The organism is Devosia sp., assembly GCF_014860165.1.
Lineage (GTDB): Bacteria > Pseudomonadota > Alphaproteobacteria > Rhizobiales > Devosiaceae > Devosia.
Genome location: NZ_JACZKG010000028.1, coordinates 32,459 through 53,490, shown reverse-complemented (window position 1 = coordinate 53,490; position 21,032 = coordinate 32,459). Strand labels below are relative to the sequence as shown.

Sequence of the window (21,032 nt, the reverse complement as noted above, 5' to 3'; positions counted from 1 at the left end):
CGGCGGGACTTCTGGCTTCAGACATGCCGAGGTTCTACCGCCGCATGCCGATGCTGATGCCTTGTCCGGTACAGACATTGTAATTGATGCGCAGCGTGTCCCCGTGCATCTGGGCCCTTACGACGGTCTCGCAACGGTCGTCTTCCATGGTGACTTCATAGATGCTGCCATTTTCGGTGGGGAGCCGACGCACAGTGCCACCTTCAACAAACAGTTTGAATGGCCTGATCCCCGATACTTCAAGGCGGTAGGTTTCGGCCATGACGCCTTGGGTAACGCCCATGATGAGCGCGGCAGAAAGCAGCAATTTTGCAAATCGTGGCGGCATAGACAAATCTCCAGTCGCGGCAACGTGGCAGATGTCGGGTTGGCTGTCGATCGATCGTCCCGGTAAATCAACTTCCCCAGGGCGGGATTTACCAAACGTGGTTGAAATACTGGCGATCCCGGAGGGACTCGAACCCCCGACCAACAGCTTAGAAGGCTGCTGCTCTATCCAGCTGAGCTACGGGACCAGCGCAGGTGTCCCCTTTACCCGATTTCTGCCCAAAGGAAACGCCCTTGTTGCGGCGATCAGCGTGCGGCGAGGGCAGGCGGGGTGGCGAGCGGCGCCACGAGGGCAGGGGGTCTGGCCGTACTGCCGCGCACGATCAATTCAGAGCTCAGCACCATATGCATGGGCACCCGGCTGTGCCGCTCGCCCTCGATCACGTCGATGAGGGCGCCAGCCGCGATCCGCCCCAGCGCCGCCCGTGGCTGCCGCATCGTGGTGAGCGGTGGCCACACATGCGCCGCCAGTGCCAGGTCGTCGAAGCCAACGACAGAGACATCGCCCGGGCAATCGAGCCCGTGCTGGCGCAGGCCGGAAATGAACCCGATGGCGCTTTCATCATTGGCCGCAAAGATCGCCGTCGGGCGAGCCTCCAGACGCACGAAATGCTGCGCCGCGACCACCCCTGAATCCATGTCAAAAGCGCCCGGCAGCATCCATTCCGGCCGCGCCTCAAGGCCGGCGGCCTGCATGGCCCGCCGGAACCCGGCCTCGCGCTCTCCGGTCAGCACATTGCCATCAGGTCCTCTGATATGGCCGATACGGCGGTGACCCAGCTCGATCAGGTGGCGGGTCGCCTGCTCCGCCGCATAGCTGTTGTCCGTCTTCACCGTGTGGAACGGCGCATTGGGAATTTCCTCGCAGACCACGATGAGCGGAAACGGCGTCGGCTCGCCGGTGAGCATCATCAGCTGTTCAAGATCGACCGACCCGTCGAACAGCAGCAGCCCATCCACCCGGTTGGACATGAAATAGTCGCGCATCCGCACCCCGGAATCGCCCCCGGAGAAACGGTTGGCCACCAGCACGCCATAGCCGCGCGCCGCCGCCTCGCGCTCCACCGCGTCCAGGATCACCGAGAAGAACGGATTGCCGATATCGGGCAGGGCAACCAGGATCGTCCGGGCCGTCTTCTGGCGCAGCGAGCGGGCCGACTGGTTGGGTGTATAGCCGGTGACGCGCACCGCCTCTGAAATGCGCGCGCGGGTCTGCTCGCTCACCCTTTCGGGGCTCGAAAGGGCGCGGCTGACAGTGGCCGTCGAGACGTTGGCGAAACGCGCAACATCTTGAATTGTCGGCGTTTTTTTTACCAAACTCATGTCTGGCAGCGCCCCCTCTCGCTGTCAGTAACCCATTCTGTCTAATTCGATCTTGACAGGTGCGCAAGGCGTGTACGAAACTCATGCAATCGATTGCAGAGATTTCGGGACCCGAAAATGCAATCGATTACACGCCGCCAGCTCGGGATGTCTCACAAGAAGGCAACCTTGCGGCTGGCAGCTTCGCGGGAGCGTTTCGCTCCAAGTGATCGTTGGGAGGACAACCTATGAAGAAGTTTGCAGTGGTTGCCGCTATGGCAACTGCTTTGCTCGGCTCCACCGCTGTTAATGCAGCGGACGTCGAAGTTATCCATTGGTGGACGTCGGGTGGCGAACAGGCCGCCGTTTCGGTTTTCGCTCGCGAGTTCGACGCCCTGGGCGAAGACAAGTGGGTCGATACCGCCATTGCCGGTGGTGAAAACGCCCGTTCGGCTACGCTGCAGCGTACCCTCGGTGGCGATCCTCCGGGCGCCGCTCAGTTCAACATCAGCCGTCAGTTCGAAGAACTCGCCGAAGCCGGCCTGCTGCTCGACCTGACCCCGCTTGCCGACTCGGAAGGCTGGCGCGATTTCATCCGTCCGGCTGCCATTCTCGAAGTCTGCGAATTCGAAGGCAAGATCTACTGCGTCCCGGTGAACATTCACTCGTGGCAGTGGGCCTGGGCTTCGGTTCCCGCCTTTGAAAAGGCTGGCGTTCCGCTGCCGAAGAACCTTGACGATTTCATCGCTGCCGCTCCCAAGCTGCAGGAAGCGGGCATCATTCCGTTCGCTATCGGTGGTGAAGCCTGGCAGATCGGTGGCGCCATGGGCGTCGTCATGCTCTCCCAGCTCGGCAAGGAAGGCCACGAGGCCATCTACAAGGATCGCAACCTCGACGTTGCCGGTGGCCCCGAAGTCAAGCATGCCATCGAGATCTTCAAGAGCCTCAAGGGCCTGACCGACGAAGGTTCGGCCAACCGCACCTGGAACGACACGACCAACCTCGTGATCCAGGACCAGGCCGCCCTGCAGATCATGGGTGACTGGGCTCGTGGCGAATTCGCCGTTGCCGGCGAGCAGCCCGGTGTCGACTATGCCTGTATCGCTGGCCCGGCTGAACAGCCGTACCTCGACACCGGCGGCGACATCTTCCTGTTCCCCAAGCAGGACGACGCAGCTGTTGAAGCTGCCCAGCTGAAGATGGCCTCCATGATGGTCAATCCGCAGGTCCAGGCCCTGTTCAACAACGCCAAGGGTTCGCTCCCGGTGCGTGACGACGTTGACATGTCCCTCGCCGACGATTGCATGAAGGCTGGCCTCGAGATCCTCAAGGACCCGAACCACGTGATCCAGGGCGCAGGCATCTACCTGACCCAGGACTCGATCGGCCAGATGGACGATCTGTGGGCTGAAGCCTGGTCCAACCCCGACCTGACGGTCGAGGAGATCCAGCAGCGCTTCGTCGACATCATCGCGTCGGCTGAATAATCCATAGTGGACGAACCGGGTGACCCATCAAGGGCCACCCGGTTTGCATTTGGGGCAAAACTGGTCGCGCCTGAGTCGGACCGCCCTTCACATCGACCCATAAGGGAAATCGTCATGGCTCAGCTTGCTACGGCCAAAGAGGGGGGTGCTGTCATCAAGGCAGCCTCGTCCTCTGGGCGGAAGCCGTTCCGCCTGTCGACGCTCATGTCCATTGTCGGCACCACGCCGATGATCGCCACCGCTGTCGGCGTCTTCGTCATCTGCATCATCTATTCATTCGTGCTTTCGTTCACGAATTCCCGCATTTTCCCGGCCTTCGCCGCCGAGAACTTCGTGGGCACCGACCAGTATGCTCGCCTGTGGTCCACCGGCCGCTGGTTGATCTCGGTCAACAATATCTGGTTCTTCGGCCTGCTCTCGATCGTTGCCAACATGACCGCCGGCTATCTGCTGGCCGTGTTCATGGACCAGCGCATCAAGGCGGAAGACTGGTTCCGCTCGATTTTCCTCTATCCATTCGCCATGTCGCTGGTGATCACGGGCCTGGTCTGGCGCTGGATCCTCGATCCGAACTACGGCATTCAGGCCACCGTTCGCGGCTGGGGCTTCACCGAGTTCGCCTTCGCGCCGCTGGTCAATTCCAGCACTGCCATCTACGGCCTCGTCGTCGCCGGCATCTGGAACGGCGTTGGCGTGACCATGGCCATCATGCTGGCCGGTCTGCGCGGCGTGGACAGCGAAATCTGGAAGGCCGCCAAGATCGACGGCATCCCGGCCTGGCGCACCTATCTCTTCATCGTGCTGCCCATGATGCGCGGCGCCATCCTCACCGCCTTCATTCTGCAATGCGTCGGCGTTGTCCGCGTCTATGACCTGATCGTCGCCATGACCCAGGGCGGCCCCGGCATCTCCACCCAGATGCCCGCCGTCTTCGTCATCCAGCATATTACCGACCGCTCCAATGTCGGCCTGGGCATGGCCGCCGCGACCATGATGCTGCTGCCGGTGATCGTCCTGCTCGGCGTGCAGGCCTTCGCGCAGTGGCGCGCCAACCAGGTCAAGGAGAAGGCATGATGACCACGGAAACGCTCGCCTCCTCCGCCGTCACCGGATCTCGCATCGAGGCCGGTCCGCGTGGCGCCAAGCCGAAAACGCTGACCATCGCCCGCGTCGGCGTCTATGTGTTCCTCATCCTGGCCGCGCTCTTTTTCCTCATGCCCCTCTGGGTCATGGTGGTGACATCGCTCAAGGCGATGCCGGAAATCCAGCTGCGCAACATCTTCCAGTGGCCGCAGCAGATCACCTTCGAGCCCTGGCTCAAGGCCTGGGACACCGCCTGTACCGGTCGTGACTGCAACGGCCTCAAGCCCGGCTTCCTGAACTCGGTCAAGATCACCGTGGTTGGCACGGCCATCTCGATCGTGATCGCGGCCCTCAATGGCTATGCGCTGTCGTTCTGGAAGTACAAGGGCGCCAACGTCCTGTTCGGCCTGCTGGTCTTCGGTGCCTTCGTACCCTACCAGGTGGTGATCTATCCGCTGATCATCGGCATGCGCGAAATCGGCCTGTTCGGCACCTTCCCGGGCATCATCATCATCCACACCATCTTCGGCATGCCCATCCTGACACTGCTGTTCCGCAACTTCTTCGCCGCCCTGCCGCCCGAATTGTTCAAGGCAGCGCGCGTCGACGGGGCAGGGTTCTGGCAGATATTCTTCCAGATCATGGTGCCAATGGCCGTGCCGATCACCATCGTGGCGGTTATCCTGCAGGTCACCGGCATCTGGAACGACTTCCTGTTCGGCACCGTCTTCGCCGGTCGCGAAAACATGCCGATGACCGTACAGCTCAACAACATCGTCAACACGACAACTGGCGTGCGCGAATACAACGTGCACATGGCAGCGACCATCCTGACCGCTGCCGTGCCGCTGGCTGTCTATTTCATCTCGGGTAAATGGTTCGTCCGCGGCATCGCCGCCGGTGCGGTGAAGGGTTAAATCCATGACGCAACACAGTGTTTCCATCAGGGATCTGTCCCTCAACTTCGGCAATGTGAAGGTCCTCGAGCATCTCGACCTCGACATCGCCCAGGGTGAATTCATCGTCCTGCTCGGGCCTTCGGGCTGCGGCAAGTCGACCCTGCTCAACTGCATTGCCGGCCTGCTCGACGTCTCCGATGGCCAGATCTTCATCGGTGGCAAGAATGTCACCTGGGAAGAACCCAAGGACCGCGGCATCGGCATGGTGTTCCAGTCTTATGCGCTCTACCCGCAGATGACCGTGGAGCGTAACCTAAGCTTCGGCCTGCGCGTTGCCGGCATGAAGAAGGACGAGATCGAACGCCGCGTTTCCCGCGCCGCCGAAATCCTCCAGATTCAGCCGCTGCTGCAGCGCAAGCCGGTGGAACTGTCCGGCGGTCAGCGCCAGCGCGTAGCCATCGGCCGTGCCCTGGTGCGTGACGTGGATGTGTTCCTGTTCGACGAGCCGCTGTCCAACCTCGATGCCAAGCTCCGCTCGGATCTGCGCGTCGAGATCAAGCGGCTGCATCAGCGCCTGAAGAACACCATGATCTACGTGACCCACGACCAGATCGAGGCCCTGACGCTGGCCGACCGCATCGCCGTCATGAAGAATGGTGTCATCCAGCAGCTCAGCGACCCGCACACCATCTACAACAAGCCGGTCAATCTCTATGTCGCCGGCTTCATTGGCTCGCCGCAGATGAACATGCTGCATGGCACGCTGAACGGCGACACCTTCACCGCCGAAGACGGCACGGTGATCCCGGTGGGTACCTACGAGTTCACCACGCCGGCTGCTGCCGGCACCAAGGCGGTGCTGGGCGTACGCCCGGAACACATCGTGCTGGGTGACGACGTCAAGCGCATGCCCTTCACGCAGGAAATCGAGATCGAGATTGTCGAGCCCATGGGCTCCGACACGCTGGCCTGGACCAAGATCGCCGGCAAGGCGGTGACCTTCCGCGTCGACAGCGACGTGCATCTGGCCGTCGGCCAGAAGCTGGTCGTCGGCTTCGACCCGGCTCGTGGTTCCATCTTCAACTCGGAGACGACCAACCGTCTCTGACTAATTCGATGCCCGTTCCGCGGCGGCGCCTCCGGGCGCCCCGCTTTCGCCTGACTTTGCCCGCCGATGTTACTTTTCAAGCATTGCGCCTGCCGGTAATGCGCGACAGACCAATCGAACATCTTTAGCTCAGACCCCGCCATTTGCGGGGCCAAGTGCCCATTCTAACGTTACAAGAGGCCAAAATGGACTTCTCATACCAACTCTACAGCGCCCGCAACGAAGCTTCGCTCGATGAGACCCTCAAGACGCTGAAGTCGCTGGGCTATGCTCAGGTTGAAGGTTGGGGCGGCCAGTTCGCCGACCCCGCAGCGCTGGCGCAGAGCCTCAAGACCGCCGGGCTGACCATGCCGACTGCCCATATGGGTTATGGTCAGCTGACCGACACCGATGCCGCGCTCAAGATCGCCGACACGGTCGGTATCCAGACCGTCTATTGCCCGGCGCCGCCCTCTGACGCCTATCGCAACGGCACCGGCGACTGGCAGGAATTCGCCGAGGGTCTCGGCAAGATCGCTGCCGCCTTCAAGAAGGCGGGCAAGGGCTTCGGCTATCACAACCATCATTGGGAATTCACCAAGGATGCGAGCGGCAAGACCCCGATGGAACTGATCCTGGCGGCTTCCCCCGACACGCAGTGGGAAATGGATCTGGCCTGGGTCATCAAGGCCAATGAAGACCCGCTGGTCTGGCTGGACCGGTTCGGCAGCCGCATCACCGCCGTCCACGTCAAGGATATCGCCCCCGCTGGCGAGAAGGCAGATGAAGATGGCTGGGCCGACGTTGGCACCGGCACACTGGATTGGAAGCACTACATTGCCGAAGTGAAGGCCAAGACGCAGGCGAAGTACTTCGTTCTCGAGCATGACAAGCCGAGCGACGCCATTCGCTTTGCCCGGACGTCGATGGCAACCCTCAAGGGCTACGGAGTTTAGCATGGCCAAGACCTTTGGCGTCGGCATCATGGGTGCCGGCAATATCTCGAGTGCCTACCTGCGCCTCGCGCCCCTGTTCAAGGGGCTCGAGGTCCGCGCCGTCGCCGACATTCTCCCCGCCGCCGCCCAGAAGCGCGCCGAGGAATTCGGCGTCAAGGCGCAGACTCCCGACGAGTTGCTCAAGAACAGAGAAATCGACGTGATCGTGAATCTCACGATCCCGGCGACCCACTATTCGGTGTCGATGGATATCGTCTCGGCGGGCAAGCACGCCTATTCGGAAAAGCCCTTCGTGCTGTCGCTCGAAGAGGGCATGGCGCTCAAGAAGGCTGCAGACGATCGTGGCCTGCAGGTCGGTTCTGCTCCCGATACTTTCCTGGGCGGCGCTCATCAGCAGGCCCGTGAGATCATCGACAGCGGCCAGCTCGGCAAGATCATGAGCGGCACCATGCATGTCATGAGCCGCGGCATGGAGCATTGGCATCCCAATCCGGAATTCTTCTTCCAGCCCGGTGCCGGCCCCATCCTCGATCTCGGCCCCTACTATGTCACCGACCTGATCCACCTGCTCGGACCGGTGAAGCGCCTGTCGGCCTTCACCAATATGGCCCGATCAGAGCGTGAAGTGACCGCCGAAGGTCCCTACAAGGGCACCTTCGTCAAGGTGGGTACGCCCACGACCATCCACGGCGTGCTCGAATTCGTCTCCGGCGCAATCGTCACCATCGGCGCCAGCTGGGATGTGGCGGCTCATGGCCACCACAATATCGAGCTCTACGGCACCGATGGCTCGATCTTCGTGCCCGATCCTAACTTCTTCGGCGGCGACCTGGTCACGGCCAACATTGCCGGCGAACGCTCCAAGGTCACCCCTTGGGATCATCCCTTCGGCAAGCCAAATCAGGGCCTCGATACCGACCAGCCGCGCGCCAACTATCGCGCTGCCGGCCTCGCCGACATGATGGCCTCCATCGATGGAGGCTACCGTGCCCGCTGCGGGCTCGATGTCGCGCTGCATGCGGTGGACGTGATGACCAGCCTGCTCAAGGCCGGCGAAAGCGGCCAGGTGCTGACCTTGTCGACCACCTGCGAACGGCCGTTGGCCCTTACGCCGGCACAGGCCCAGGCCCTGCTGAAGTAATGAGGTGCGTACCTCATTGACAGGCATCACCAGCCGGTCAACATTGCGATGTAATGAGCCAGACAGGCGGCGGACACCCGCCGCCTGTTTGCATGAAGCGGCAAAAGACCAAGGCGCGAAGCGCCCACACGAGGAGAAACGACATGCGCACCATCAAGGGGCCGGCAATCTTTCTGGCGCAGTTCGCGGGCGACGCGGCGCCGTTCAATTCCTTGGACGCCATTTGCGGCTGGGCCGCCAATTACGGCTACAAGGGCGTGCAGATCCCGACCTGGGTCGGCAGCCTGATCGACCTTGAAAAGGCCGCGACGTCAAAGACCTATGCCGATGAACTGGCCGGCACCGCCGCCAAGCACGGCCTCGCCATCACCGAGCTCTCGACCCATCTTCAGGGCCAGCTCGTCGCCGCGCATCCGGTCTATGACACCATGCTCGACGGCTTTGCGCCCGCATCGGTGCACGGCAACCCCAAGGCTCGACAGGAATGGGCCGTGCAGCAGCTGCACTGGGCCGCCAAGGCCTCCAAGAATCTGGGCCTCACCGAACACGCGACCTTTTCGGGCGCGCTTGCCTGGCCCTTCCTCTACCCGTTCCCCCAGCGTCCCGCGGGCCTCGTCGAAGAAGCCTTCGACGAGCTGGCTCGCCGCTGGACCCCGATCCTCAATGCCTTCGACGAAAATGGCGTCGACGTCTGCTACGAGATCCATCCGGGCGAGGACCTGCATGACGGCGTCACCTACGAGATGTTCCTCGAGCGCGTGAACAACCATCCGCGCGCCAACCTGCTCTATGATCCCAGCCACTTCGTGCTGCAGCAGCTCGATTATCTCGACTACATCGATATCTATCACGAGCGGATCAGGATGTTCCACGTCAAGGATGCCGAGTTCAATCCGACCGGCCGCCAGGGCGTCTATTCGGGCTACCAGAGCTGGATCAACCGGGCAGGGCGCTTCCGCTCGCTGGGCGACGGCCAAGTCGATTTCGCCTCCATCTTCTCCAAGATGGCGCAATATGACTTTGCCGGCTGGGCCGTACTCGAATGGGAATGCGCCATCAAGCACCCCGAAGACGGGGCCCGCGAAGGCGCCGAGTTCATCAAGAACCACATCATCCGCGTCACCGAGAAGGCCTTCGACGACTTCGCGTCATCAGGCACCGATACGGCCGCCAATCGCAAGATGCTGGGGTTGAGCTAAACTCTGAACGTCGGCTCCCCTCCCCCTTGAGGGGAGGGGTGGGGGTGCGGGGGCGTTGCCGCTCTTGCGCAAACCCGTCCACCCTCCCGGGCTGGCTACAACACAAGACTTGAGGAGGCATCAATGGCTGAAAACGGCGCAAAGCGCATTCGTCTGGGCATGGTCGGCGGCGGCACGGGGGCCTTTATCGGCTACGTCCATCGCGTCGCCGCCCGCATCGATGGTGATTACGAACTGGTGGCCGGCGCCCTGTCGTCGCGCCCCGACGTGGCCAAGGAATCCGGCCGCAATATCGGTCTCGCCGAAGACCGCATCTATACCTCCTACGAGGAAATGGCCCGCGCCGAAGCCGCTCGTCCGGATGGCATCCAGGCCGTGTCGATCGTCACGCCCAACCATATGCATTATGGTCCGGCCAAGGCCTTCCTCGAAGCCGGCATCCATGTCATCTGCGACAAGCCGATCACCAGCACGCTGGAAGATGCCCGCAAGCTTGCCGCCATCAAGCCCGCTAAGGGCGCCCGCTTCCTGCTGACCCACAACTACACCGGCTACCCGCTGATCCGTCAGGCGCGCGAAATGGTCGAGTCCGGCCGCCTGGGCAAAATCCGCGTCGTCCAGGCCGAATATCCGCAGGATTGGCTGACCGAGCCGGCGGCCGAGGATAACAAGCAGGCTTCCTGGCGCACCGACCCCGCCCGCTCCGGCGCCGGCGGCTGCATCGGCGACATCGGTACCCATGCCTATAACCTGGCACGCTTCGTCACGGGTCTGAAAACACAGGCAGTCTCGGCCGACCTGACGGCGTTCGTCGACGGCCGCCAGCTCGATGACAACGTCAATATCATGCTGCGCTTCGAAGGCGGCGCCAAGGGCATGCTCTGGGCCAGCCAGGTCGCTGTCGGCTGCGAGAACGGCCTCCAGCTCCGCGTCTATGGCGACAAGGGCGGCCTCGAATGGCGCCAGGACAACCCGAACTACATGTGGTTCACCGAATTCGGCAAACCCAAGCAGTTGCTGACCCGCGGCGGCGCCATCTCCGGCAATGCTGCTTCCACCATGAATGTGCGCATCCCCTCCGGCCATCCCGAAGGCTATCTGGAAGCCTTTGCCACGCTCTACAGCCAATTCGCCGCCATCATCCGCGGCGACGGCGCTGCCTATGAAGGCCTGCTGCCGACCCTCGAAGACGGCGTCGAAGGCATGCAGTTCATCGTGGCCTCGGTCGAATCGAGCAAGAACGACGGCAAGTGGACCAAGCTCAGCGACGTCTGATCGCGATCGCACCATAGCCGCACGCAGAAGGGCGCCGCATGGCGCCCTTTTTATTGAATGCGCTCAACCTCGTAGCCCGCGTCCTCCAGCAGGTCGAGCACGCTGCCAGCTCCGATCAGATGCGCCGCGCCCACGACGACCAGGTTTTCCTGGTTCTGGGCCAGCATCGCCTCAAGCGGCACCATCCAGTTGCGGTTGCGCTGGTAGATCAGACGATCGAGGAACGCCTCCTCGAAGCCACCCATTTCCATGAGGAACAGATCGCCCAACGCCTCGGGCGTGCCGTCCACCCAGCTGTCGAGCATCTTGTCCATCAGCTTGGGCAGCGCCTCGAGTTGTTCGAGCGTGGCTGCCAGCATGGCAACTTGCTCGTCCTCCGGGGCGCCGGCCAATACGTCAAGCTGCTGCCCGCCGCTCTCCAGAAAACTGAGGCGCCCCTCCTGCAGGTCGGGTTGCAGCACGAATTCAACGCCTTCCGCACGATAACCTTCGGCGGCCAGGGCCTGTATCGTGATCGTGTTGGTTGCCATCCATGGCCGCATGGCCAGGATCGAGCCCATGGGCAGGCCGATCGCCGCGGCCTTCTCGCGCAACAGGCTTTCGACGGCGTCGTCCAGCCTGTCGGTCAGCATGGTGCCGTCGACATAGACGCCGCGCACGAAGGCCTCGGCGCCCATCTGCGCCACGGCCGCGGGTCGTATGTCCGCCTCGAACACCACCTGCTCCGCTTCGGTCAGTACTCGATCGAACAGGCCTGTTCGCCAGGCCGTACCTTCGGGCAGGACGTGAAACGAACCGAACAGCCAGATGGTGCTGTCATCGTCGCGTATCTCCCACATTGCAGGCGCCGCCAAGGCGGGCAGGGAAACCAGGCCGAGCGAGAACCCGATGGCGGCGAGCAGGCGGCGGGCGATCAGCGTCATGGTGGCTCTCCTGTGGGCGGCACGTATGGCGCGACTACAGCCACTGCGCCACGCTACCCCATACCAGCGTCAACCCCGACACAAGGAGCAGCAGCAGAATCAGGCGGCGGAATGTCCTTGTGGCCAGCCGGCGAAACAGCAGGACGCCCAGCACTGCGGGAATTGCCAACGCCGGGGTTATCCAGGCGAACATCACCAGCGTCTCGCCGGTAATGGCGCCTGATAGCGCGTAGGCCGTCAGGGTTGCCATATGCATCGCGATATTGAAGGCCTGCAACACGCCGCGCTGGGTGTCCTTGTCCCAGCCGCGCAGCGTCGTCCACAGCGTCGGCACCGGTCCGGATATTCCGGCCAACCCGCCCAGCACGCCTCCTGCAAAGCCGGAGGCACCGTCGGCGAGCCGCCCGCCATGCGGCCAGTTGAAGTCCGCCGGCAGCAACAGCATCAGTGGGCAATAGACCAGGAGAAACAGGCCAAGGCTGAAGCGGAACAGGACCGGGTCGAGCCATTGCAGCAGGAATGCCCCCAGCGGCACGCCGATCAGCCCGCCAATCACCAGGGGCAACAGCTTGCGCAGGTCGAAGCCGCGCCAGACCCAGGGCAGGGCGACCAGTTGCCCGGTGAGGGCTCCGAACACGGCCATCGGCGCGGCCATTTGCGGTTCAACCGCCCAGGCCCAGACCGACAACGCCACCAGCGAAAAGGCAAAGCCCGAAACACCCTGGGCAAATCCCGCGGCGGCGGCCCCGGCCAGCACGATCAGCAGCGACAGTTCCATGGTCGGCTCCAAAAAACAAAAGCGCCACAATCGCTTGCGGCGCTTCGCGGAATCAACGTGGGAGCAGGGTCAATGCGTCCAGGGAGTCTTGCGATCGGCGCGGAAATTGTCCGGATAGCTCACGCGTTTGGGCGTGGCGTCATGCGCTGGCTGCACCGAATAGGCAATGCCATTGCGCTGCGCATAGGCTTCTGCCTCTTCCTGGGTGTCGAAGCTCAGGCGTACCTGCTGGCGGGTGTCGCCCGAAGTCGTATAGCCCATCAGGGGATCGATGCTCTTGGACTCAGCCAGCTCGTGCACCAGTATCCAGCTTTTGGACTTGCCTTTGCCCGACTGCATGGCGTTACGGGCCGGGCGGTAGATACGGGCGGTCATGCAAGGTCCTCAACACGATGCGCTTACGCTTAAGATGCGATGGTCGGAGTACAAAGATTCGAACTTTGGACCCCCGGTTCCCAAAACCGGTGCTCTACCAGGCTGAGCTACACTCCGAGATCGCCCATTCCGTTACCGTGTTCGGTTCCAAAGGGCAAGCAGCCCGATGCGGCTGTGGACACTATTGACGGGGCGGGGCCGCTTATCCCGGAAACACACCTGTTCGATCTCACCAAACGCCGGCCGTTGGGCCTCACGGGCGCAACGTGGCGCGCCCGCTCGACGCCATCACGCGCGTGCCATTCAGCGCGCCCGGGCATAGCGTTCGATCGCCGCCGCGAGATCGGCCCTGAGATCGTCGATCCCTTCCAGCCCGACATGCAGGCGGAAGAGGTTTCCTTCGGCCGTCCACGGTCGGGCGGTGCGGTTCTTCCCCAGCCTAACCGGCAGGCAGAGGCTCTCGAACCCGCCCCAGGAATAACCCATGGAGAAGAGCTTCAGCCCATCCACGAATGCCGCGACTGAAGCCCGCGGGGCAGGGGCCAGCAGCACGCTGAACAGGCTCCCCGACCCGGTAAAGTCCCGCTTCCACAAGGCGTGGTCCGGATGGCTGGGCAGGGCAGGGTGCAGCACTTGCACCACTTCGTCCTGCTGCTCCAGCCATGTTGCGATGGCTAGCGCCCGCGCCTGGTGTTCCTTCATGCGGATCGCCAGTGTCCGCAAGCCGCGCGCCACGAGGAACGCGTCGTCGCCCGAGGTGAAGAAGCCCAGATGCGCGCGGGTCCGCTCCACTTCCGGCCAGGCGGCCTCGGTGGTCGATATGGTGCCCGCAAAGGCGTCCGAATGGCCGACGAACATCTTGGTGCCGGCATGCACCACCAGATCCGCACCCAGCGCCAGGGGCCGGTGATAGAGCGGGCTGGCCCAGGAATTGTCGACAATCAGCCTGGCGCCTCCGGCATGAGCCGCCCTGGCCAGCGCCGGAATGTCCTGCACCTCAAAGGTCAGCGATCCCGGACTTTCCGCCAGGACCGCCCTGGTATTGGGCTGCATCAGATCGGCCAGGCCGGCCCCGATTCGCGGGTCGTAGTAGCGCGCCGTCACGCCCATGCGCGCGAGGAAACCGTCGCTGAACACGCGGCCCGGTTCATAGGCGCTGTCGCTGATGAGCACGTCATCGCCGGCCTTGACGCAGCTGAGCAGCGCAATGGTGATGGCCGCCAGGCCAGACGGCACCAGGCGCGTGCGATACGCCCCTTCGAGCTCAGTAACGATGGCCTCGACACCTTCGGTCGTGGGGTTACCGGCACGGCCATAGAGAAAGCGCTGCTGCTGCGCCTCGATATCATCCAGCGTTTTGAACAGGATTGTCGAGCCGCGATAAACCGGCGTGTTGACGAAACCAAACTGGTCATCGGGCTCGCGGCCAGAGTGGGTCAGCACTGTTTCCACGGAAGGGGCGGCAATGCTGCCGCTTTTATTGTCAATCATACTAAGCTCTATGCCCAAAATCCGGTCAACTGGGTATGTGTGTCTAAATAAGCGACAGGTTTGCTGTCCCATGCGCCCATCAGCCCTTGACGCACGGTTCAATAGACGCTTGCATGCTTAGCAGCATCACAACCGCCACACAAAGGCGGCGGTGCCACCGGGGACGCTGGCTCTAGTGCCTGATGAGCTCCGGGACACAGGGTCAGGAAACAAAAGGCAATATCAATGCAAAAAACGCTCGTAACGATCGCTCTCGCGGCCTCGCTGGGCCTCGCGGCGACGACGGCACAGGCGGCCATTCTCGATGACGTGAAGGCCAAGGGCTACGTGCAGTGCGGTGTCACCGGCGGTGTGCCGGGCTTCTCCGCTCCCGATTCCAACAACGTGTGGACCGGCCTCGAAGTCGACTACTGCCGCGCTCTGGCCGCCGCCATCTTCAATGACGCCGACGCCGTTCGCTATACCTCGCTGACCAGCCAGGAGCGCTTCACCGCCCTCTCCGCCGGCGAAATCGACGTTCTGTCGCGCACCACCACCTGGACCATGAGCCGCGATACGCAGCTCGGCATCAGCTTCGTGGGCACCATGTTCTATGATGGCCAGGGCTTCATGGTCCGCAAGGCCGATGGCATTGCTTCTGCCCTCGACCTGAGCGGCGCCGCCATCTGCATCGAATCGGGCACCACCACCGAGCTGAACGCGGCCGACTACTTCGCCGCCAATAACCTCGAGTTCAACACCGTTGTGTTCGTCGACCAGGACGAAGTCGTGAAGGCCTACGAAGACGGCCGCTGCGACGTGTACACCACTGACTCCTCGGCCCTGGCCGCTGAACGCTCCAAGTTCGCCGTTCCGGATGATCATATCATCCTGCCGGAAATCATCTCCAAGGAGCCGCTCGGTCCTGTGGTCCGCGCCGGTGACTCCGCCTGGTTCAACATTGCCCGCTGGACCTATTTCGCACTGCTCGAAGCTGAGGAACTGGGCGTGAGCTCGGCCAATGTTGACGAGATGCTCGGCTCGGACAACCCGGCCATCAAGCGCCTGCTCGGCGTCGAAGGTGATTTTGGTACCCCGCTCGGCCTGACCAAGGACTGGGCCTACCAGATCGTCAAGCTCGTCGGCAACTATGCCGAATCGTATGAGCGCAACGTTGGTCCGGCAACCCCGATCGGACTTGAGCGTGGTCTGAACGCCCTGTGGCGCGACGGCGGCATCCAGTACGCTCCGCCGATCCGCTAAACTGAACAAGGCCCGGCGCTCCCCAGTGGAGTGCCGGGCGCTTCTGTTCCGTCGCTCTTTGCATCGCAGAGACGCGTGGAACGGCCGTTACGGCCCGGGGACATCTGTAACATGACCACACTTGATACGGGGCCCGCTGCGGCCCCCAGGGTTGCATTCTATAACGACCCGGTAATCCGCGGCATCATCTACCAGGTCGTCGTCGCCGTCCTGCTGGTGACGTTCATTGCCTGGATCGTTGGCAACACTGCGACAAATCTTGCAGCGCAGAACAAGACGACCGGCTTTGACTTCCTGTGGAAGACCGCAGGCTTCGATATCAGCTTCTCCCTGCTGCCATGGTCGCGCGGGTCCTATTATTGGGAAGCATTTCTCGTCGGCATCACCAATACGCTGCTGGTCGCCTTCATCGGCATCATCCTGGCAACCATGCTCGGTTTCACCATCGGCATAGCGCGCCTTTCCAGCAACTTCATCGTGGCGCGGTTGGCGACGATCTACATCGAGACGATCCGCAACATCCCGCTGCTGCTGCAGCTCTTCTTCTGGTATTTCGCCGTTCTCAAGGCGATGCCCGCCGTGCGCGAATCGCTGGCTTTGCCACTCGACATCTTCATCAACCAGCGTGGCCTGATGGTGCCGCGACCCACGCCGGACCAGGAATTCACCTGGGTGCTGGTGACCTTCGGCCTTGCGCTTGCCGGCGCCATCGCGCTGGGCATCTGGGCGACGCGGGTCCGTACCCTGACCGGAAAATATCCGCGCGAGGTCGTGCTGGCCGGCAAAGTGGCCGATGCATGCGTCACCTTCCTCGTAGCCTTCACTGCGCTGTTCATACTGTTCAGCGTGGCTTTCCCCCTGTCGCATGCGCCCCTAGTCGCAGCTGTTGTCGCAGTCGTGCTGGCCGCATTTTCGCTAACGCGGTTCGCGGCCATTTCGAGGGGAGTGCTGACCTTCCTGATCGCCTTCGTGCTGCTCGACACCATAGTCGGCGCCATGTTCGCCTGGGTGCCCTCCCTGCTGGTGTCGGTCCTCAGCGCCATGATCGCGCTCACCATTGCCCGCGTCGGCTATGTGGGCGCGCTTTCACGCCCCCCCAGCGAAGCGCGTTTCCCGCTCGCCCTGCTGGTGCTGATCGCGCTCGGCGTGCCGGGCCTGGTCTACTGGCTCACCGGTGCCACCCTCGTCTTCGAGGTGCCGGTGCTGCAGCGGTTCAACTTCGTGGGTGGCCTGCAATTGCCCCCGGAATTCGTGGCGCTCGCCTTTGGCCTGACCATCTATACGGCGGCGTTCATCGCCGAAACCGTCCGCGGTGGCATCCAGGCCGTGAGCCGCGGGCAGACAGAGGCGGCGCAGTCGCTGGGTCTCAAGGACGGTGACCGGCTTCGCCTCGTGGTCGTGCCGCAGGCCATGCGGGTCATCATCCCGCCGCTGACCAGCCAGTATCTCAATCTCACCAAGAACTCCTCGCTTGGCGCCGCCATCGGCTATCCCGAACTGGTCAACGTCTTTGCAGGTACGTCACTTAACCAGACCGGCCGCGCCATCGAATGCATTGCGATGGTGATGCTGGTCTATCTCACCCTGTCTCTGCTGACCTCGGCGATCATGAACTGGTACAATGCCCGCGTCAGCCTGGTGGAGCGGTAGGAACTCGCCATGACAGATTTTGGATTCGTTCGTGCAGACATGGTCCCGTCCAAACCGGCGCCGATCAACACCAGCGGGGTAGGGGCCTGGTTTCGCAAGAACCTGTTCGCCACCCCCCTGGATGGCGTGCTGACCATTCTTGGGCTGGTCTTCCTGGTCTGGATCGTGCCGCCGCTCTACAACTTCTTCATCGGCCATGCCGTTGGTCCCGGCGGCACCGTCGAGGAATGCCGCCTGGAAAATGCCGGCGCCTGCTGGGCCTATATCAGCAGCGAGATGGAGTTCTTCATCTACGGCTTCTACGACATCCCCGAGCAATGGCGTCCCAACATCGTCTTTGCCCTGGGCGCTCTGCTGCTCATTCCGCTGTTGATCCCCAAGGTGCCGTTCAAGCGCACCAATGCCGTGCTGTTCCTGCTGGTCTTCCCCGTCGTCAGCTATTTCCTGCTGGCCGGCGGCGTATTCGGCCTCAAGCCGATTCCGACCGAAAAGTGGGGTGGCCTGCTGGTCACGCTGATCATCTCGGTAGTCGGCATATCCTGCTCCTTTCCGTTGGGCATCATCCTGGCGCTGGGGCGGCAATCCAAGATGCCGGTCATCAAGACGCTCTGCATCGCCTTCATCGAGCTCATCCGGGCCGTGCCGCTGATCACCATTCTCTTCATGGCCTCGATCATGCTGCCGCTGTTCATGCCGCAGGGCACGACGGTGGATAAGCTGCTCAGGGCCTTGGTGGGTGTTACACTCTTCACCTCGGCCTATATGGCCGAAGTGGTGCGCGGCGGCCTCCAGGCCATTCCGCGCGGGCAATACGAGGCCGGCGCGTCGCTCGGCCTCGGCTACTGGCAGCGGATGTATTTCATCATCCTGCCGCAGGCCCTCAAGCACGTGATCCCGGGCATCGTGAATAACTTCATCTCGCTCTTCAAGGATACGTCGCTCGTCTACATCGTGGGCATGAAGGACCTGCTCGAGGCGGTGAAGACCAAAAACGATACCGCTCTCGAATGGCAGTCCGCCAATACAGCCACCACCGGCTATCTGTTTGCAGCCATGGTGTTCTGGGTCTTCTGCTTCGGCATGTCGCGCTACTCCATGTACATGGAGCGCCGTCTCAATACTGGCTACAAGAGGTAGTTCCAATGTCTCAGGTTTCCGAAACTACCGTCGATCGTCCGGTGGACACGTCTCACATGAAGGTGTCGTCGACCAACGTGGCGATCGAAGTCATCGGCATGCACAAGTGGTATTCCGACTTCCATGTGCTGCGCGACATCAACCTCAAGGTGATGGAGGGTGAGCGCATCGTCATCGCCGGTCCCTCTGGCTCCGGCAAGTCGACGCTCATCCGCTGCATCAATCGGCTCGAGGAGCATCAGGAAGGCCAGATCATCGTCAACGGAACGGAGCTGACCGCCGACCTCAAGCGCATCGACGAGGTGCGCCGCGAAGTGGGCATGGTGTTCCAGCACTTCAACCTGTTCCCGCACCTGACCATCCTCGAAAATCTGACCCTGGCGCCGATCTGGGTCCGCGGTATTCCCAAGGCCGAGGCCGAGGCGACCGCCATGCACTATCTCGAACGCGTCAAGATCCCCGAACAGGCCCTCAAATATCCCGGCCAGCTTTCCGGCGGCCAGCAGCAGCGCGTGGCGATCGCTCGCTCGCTCTGCATGCAGCCCAAGATCATGCTGTTCGACGAACCCACCTCGGCTCTCGATCCGGAAATGGTCAAAGAAGTGCTCGAGGTCATGATTTCCCTGGCGGAAGAAGGCATGACCATGATCTGCGTGACCCACGAAATGGGCTTCGCGCGCCAGGTGGCAAATCGCGTCATCTTCATGGATCAGGGGCAGATCATCGAGCAGAACGAACCCGAGGCGTTCTTCTCCAACCCGCAGCACGAACGCACCAAGCTCTTCCTCAGCCAGATTCTTCACTGAGGCTGCAGCCGGATTGCCCTGGCGGGATAATGCACAGGGCAATCCGCTTCCCGGCTTGACCCGGTCTATGCGGCTGCCAATATGTGAGCGCAAGGCAGGGAAGCCACCCGATTTGACACGTTTTTTCAAGCGATTGCTGCCGTTGGTGGCAGGCCTTGCCTGCACGTTGACGCTTGCCACTGTACCGGCCGGCGCGCAGACGCTGCAGACGGTGCGCGATCGTGGCTTCCTCATCTGCGGGGCGACCAATCCGCTTCCCGGCTTTGCCCAGCAGGATGGTGAGGGCCGCTGGTCGGGCTTTGACGTTGATCTTTGCCGCGGCATCGCGGCCGCCGTACTTGGCGATGCAGACAAGATAGAATTCCGCTCGCTGCGCGGCGAGGCGCGTTTCGCGCCATTGCAGACCGGCATGGTCGACGTGTTGACGCGCAGTGGCCCCTGGACCCAGCGTCGCGACACCCTGTACGGCGCCGCCTATACCGGCACGGCGTTCTTCGATGGCCAGGCATTCCTGGTGCCCCAGTCGATGGGGGTGGTCTCCGCTTTTGAACTCGACAATATCAGCGTCTGCATCATCGATGGCGGCGAGGAGCTTGAGCGCGTCGCCGAGTTCTTCTTCACCAACCAGGCGAGCTATACCGAGGTCCCATATGAGGACGTGGCCGATCTGGCAGTCGCCTATCAGGCGGGTCTCTGCCAGGTCGTCTCAGCTTCCGGCCGTCAGCTCCAGGCGATCCGCCGCGCACTGCCCGATCCGTCAGCCCATCGCATCCTGCCGGAGCGCATTTCCAAGGAACTGTTGGGCCCGGTGGTGCGCGAAGGCGATACGCAATGGTTCAACATCGTGCGCTGGACGCTGTTCACCCTGATCAACGCTGAGGAAGTCGGCATCACGCAGCTCAACGTCGATTCCCTGCTCGCAGCCCGCACGCCGGCCGTGCGTCGCATCCTGGGTGTGGATGGCGATTTCGGCACGGCGCTGGGCCTGACGCCGTCCTTCATGGCCGATGTGCTCCGCGCCGTCGGCAATTACGGCGAGCTCTACGACCGCCATTTCGGCCCGCAGACCGGCGCCGCGCTGCTGCGCGGGCAGAATGCCCTCTGGGGCAATGGCGGACTGCTCTACGCCGCGCCGGTACGGTAGCGGAATCTAGTTGGCAAACACCAGGCTTACGCGCCTGTTCTGCTTGCCCTTTTTCTCGATCTTGCCGAGAGCAAGCCTGCCGATTTCCTGCGTATTGCACACATGCGTGCCCCCGCAAGGCTGCAGGTCCACGTCGCCGATGCGGATCAGCCGCACGCGGCCCTGGCCCATGGGCGGCTTGACGTTCATGGTCTTGATCAGGTCCGGATTGGCGGCCATTTCGGCGTCGGTAATCCACTCCTGCGTCACCGCATGGTCGCCCGCGACCATCTCGTTGAGCTTGGCCTCCAGCCCCGCAAGGTCACCTGGCACCTCCGGCATGTCGAAATCGAGCCGGCCCTTGTCCTCGCCCACCGAGCCGCCGGTCACCGGAAACGGGAATACCACCGACAGCAGATGCAGCGCCGTATGCATGCGCATCAGCCGGTAGCGACGGTCCCAGTCGATCGTGGCCGTCACCAATTCGCCGACTGTTGGCGAGCCCTGCGCCTCCACCGGCATATGCACGATGCGTGTCTTGTCACCCTCCGGGTGTACGGCGGTCGCGATGGCAATCACGCTGCCATCCGCTTGCATGATCGACCCGTGGTCGCCTGGTTGCCCGCCCGATGCGGCATAGAACACCGTCCGATCCAGCACGATGCCGCCATCCGCCGTGACCTCCACCACCCGGGCCTCTGTCGAAGGCAGGTAGCTGTCGTCGCGGAACAGGAATTCGGTCATGGCAATA

At 62.6% G+C, this 21,032-nt stretch carries 20 protein-coding genes and 2 tRNA genes; 13 read left to right on the top strand and 9 right to left on the bottom strand.

The window, feature by feature from the left end:
* Positions 1-34 precede the first annotated feature (34 nt).
* The 3 genes from IH615_RS06690 to IH615_RS06680 form a co-directional block, all read right to left on the bottom strand.
* On the bottom strand, positions 35-328 hold the full coding sequence (locus IH615_RS06690) for a hypothetical protein (protein ID WP_291360846.1): 294 nt from the start codon (positions 326-328) through the stop codon (positions 35-37).
* A 110-nt stretch (positions 329-438) separates the two neighbouring features.
* A tRNA-Arg gene (locus IH615_RS06685) sits at positions 439-515 on the bottom strand.
* A gap of 58 nt (positions 516-573) precedes the next feature.
* Positions 574-1,650 (bottom strand): LacI family DNA-binding transcriptional regulator, encoded by a 1,077-nt coding sequence (locus IH615_RS06680; RefSeq protein WP_291360844.1) that lies wholly within the window; start codon positions 1,648-1,650, stop codon positions 574-576.
* A 227-nt stretch (positions 1,651-1,877) separates the two neighbouring features.
* Between IH615_RS06680 and IH615_RS06675 the strand changes: the two genes are divergently transcribed.
* The 8 genes from IH615_RS06675 (at position 1,878) to IH615_RS06640 (ending at position 10,756) form a co-directional block, all read left to right on the top strand.
* Entirely contained in the window at positions 1,878-3,116 is a 1,239-nt protein-coding gene (locus tag IH615_RS06675; RefSeq protein ID WP_291360843.1) for an ABC transporter substrate-binding protein, read from the top strand.
* Positions 3,117-3,230: 114 nt separating this feature from the next.
* Positions 3,231-4,190 (top strand): sugar ABC transporter permease, encoded by a 960-nt coding sequence (locus tag IH615_RS06670; protein WP_291360842.1) that lies wholly within the window; start codon positions 3,231-3,233, stop codon positions 4,188-4,190.
* Positions 4,187-5,116, top strand: coding sequence for a carbohydrate ABC transporter permease (locus IH615_RS06665; RefSeq protein WP_291360841.1), 930 nt, complete (start codon positions 4,187-4,189; stop codon positions 5,114-5,116). Before IH615_RS06670 ends, IH615_RS06665 begins: the two co-directional genes overlap by 4 nt.
* A 4-nt stretch (positions 5,117-5,120) precedes the next feature.
* Positions 5,121-6,206: a sn-glycerol-3-phosphate ABC transporter ATP-binding protein UgpC gene (ugpC, locus tag IH615_RS06660; protein WP_291360840.1), complete on the top strand. Its 1,086-nt coding sequence runs from the start codon at positions 5,121-5,123 to the stop codon at positions 6,204-6,206.
* A gap of 185 nt (positions 6,207-6,391) precedes the next feature.
* A complete protein-coding gene (locus tag IH615_RS06655) occupies positions 6,392-7,141 on the top strand; it encodes a sugar phosphate isomerase/epimerase (protein WP_291360839.1) in 750 nt (249 codons plus the stop codon).
* A gap of 1 nt (position 7,142) precedes the next feature.
* Positions 7,143-8,282 (top strand): Gfo/Idh/MocA family oxidoreductase, encoded by a 1,140-nt coding sequence (locus IH615_RS06650; protein WP_291360838.1) that lies wholly within the window; start codon positions 7,143-7,145, stop codon positions 8,280-8,282.
* A gap of 143 nt (positions 8,283-8,425) precedes the next feature.
* Entirely contained in the window at positions 8,426-9,481 is a 1,056-nt protein-coding gene (locus IH615_RS06645; protein WP_291360837.1) for a sugar phosphate isomerase/epimerase, read from the top strand.
* A 123-nt stretch (positions 9,482-9,604) separates the two neighbouring features.
* The gene (locus IH615_RS06640; RefSeq protein ID WP_291360836.1) at positions 9,605-10,756 is read left to right on the top strand and encodes a Gfo/Idh/MocA family oxidoreductase; all 1,152 of its coding nucleotides are present in this window, start codon (positions 9,605-9,607) and stop codon (positions 10,754-10,756) included.
* 50 nt (positions 10,757-10,806) lie between these two features.
* Here the strand turns inward: IH615_RS06640 and IH615_RS06635 are convergent, their stop codons facing one another.
* The 5 genes from IH615_RS06635 to metC form a co-directional block, all read right to left on the bottom strand.
* Positions 10,807-11,679 carry a TraB/GumN family protein gene (locus IH615_RS06635; protein WP_291360834.1) on the bottom strand — a complete coding sequence of 291 codons (873 nt, stop codon included), beginning with the start codon at positions 11,677-11,679 and terminating at the stop codon, positions 10,807-10,809.
* 34 nt (positions 11,680-11,713) lie between these two features.
* Positions 11,714-12,457: a sulfite exporter TauE/SafE family protein gene (locus IH615_RS06630; RefSeq protein ID WP_291360832.1), complete on the bottom strand. Its 744-nt coding sequence runs from the start codon at positions 12,455-12,457 to the stop codon at positions 11,714-11,716.
* A 69-nt stretch (positions 12,458-12,526) separates the two neighbouring features.
* A complete protein-coding gene (locus IH615_RS06625) occupies positions 12,527-12,832 on the bottom strand; it encodes an ETC complex I subunit (protein ID WP_291360830.1) in 306 nt (101 codons plus the stop codon).
* A gap of 40 nt (positions 12,833-12,872) precedes the next feature.
* Positions 12,873-12,949 (bottom strand) — tRNA-Pro (locus IH615_RS06620).
* A 186-nt stretch (positions 12,950-13,135) separates the two neighbouring features.
* Entirely contained in the window at positions 13,136-14,323 is a 1,188-nt protein-coding gene (gene metC, locus IH615_RS06615) for a cystathionine beta-lyase (RefSeq protein ID WP_291360828.1), read from the bottom strand.
* A 225-nt stretch (positions 14,324-14,548) separates the two neighbouring features.
* Here metC and IH615_RS06610 point away from each other — a divergent pair, with 225 nt between their 5' ends.
* From IH615_RS06610 to IH615_RS06590, 5 genes are all read left to right on the top strand, one after another.
* The gene (locus IH615_RS06610; RefSeq protein ID WP_291360827.1) at positions 14,549-15,565 is read left to right on the top strand and encodes an amino acid ABC transporter substrate-binding protein; all 1,017 of its coding nucleotides are present in this window, start codon (positions 14,549-14,551) and stop codon (positions 15,563-15,565) included.
* Between the two features lie 111 nt (positions 15,566-15,676).
* On the top strand, positions 15,677-17,215 hold the full coding sequence (locus tag IH615_RS06605; protein ID WP_291360826.1) for an ABC transporter permease subunit: 1,539 nt from the start codon (positions 15,677-15,679) through the stop codon (positions 17,213-17,215).
* A gap of 39 nt (positions 17,216-17,254) precedes the next feature.
* Positions 17,255-18,352, top strand: coding sequence for an amino acid ABC transporter permease (locus IH615_RS06600; RefSeq protein ID WP_291360900.1), 1,098 nt, complete (start codon positions 17,255-17,257; stop codon positions 18,350-18,352).
* A gap of 5 nt (positions 18,353-18,357) precedes the next feature.
* A complete protein-coding gene (locus tag IH615_RS06595) occupies positions 18,358-19,158 on the top strand; it encodes an amino acid ABC transporter ATP-binding protein (RefSeq protein WP_291360824.1) in 801 nt (266 codons plus the stop codon).
* A 112-nt stretch (positions 19,159-19,270) separates the two neighbouring features.
* Positions 19,271-20,302 carry a transporter substrate-binding domain-containing protein gene (locus IH615_RS06590; RefSeq protein WP_291360823.1) on the top strand — a complete coding sequence of 344 codons (1,032 nt, stop codon included), beginning with the start codon at positions 19,271-19,273 and terminating at the stop codon, positions 20,300-20,302.
* A 6-nt stretch (positions 20,303-20,308) separates the two neighbouring features.
* On the opposite strand, the gene IH615_RS06585 is transcribed toward IH615_RS06590, so the two are convergent.
* Positions 20,309-21,025 (bottom strand): alanyl-tRNA editing protein, encoded by a 717-nt coding sequence (locus tag IH615_RS06585; protein WP_291360821.1) that lies wholly within the window; start codon positions 21,023-21,025, stop codon positions 20,309-20,311.
* Positions 21,026-21,032: the final 7 nt, after the last annotated feature.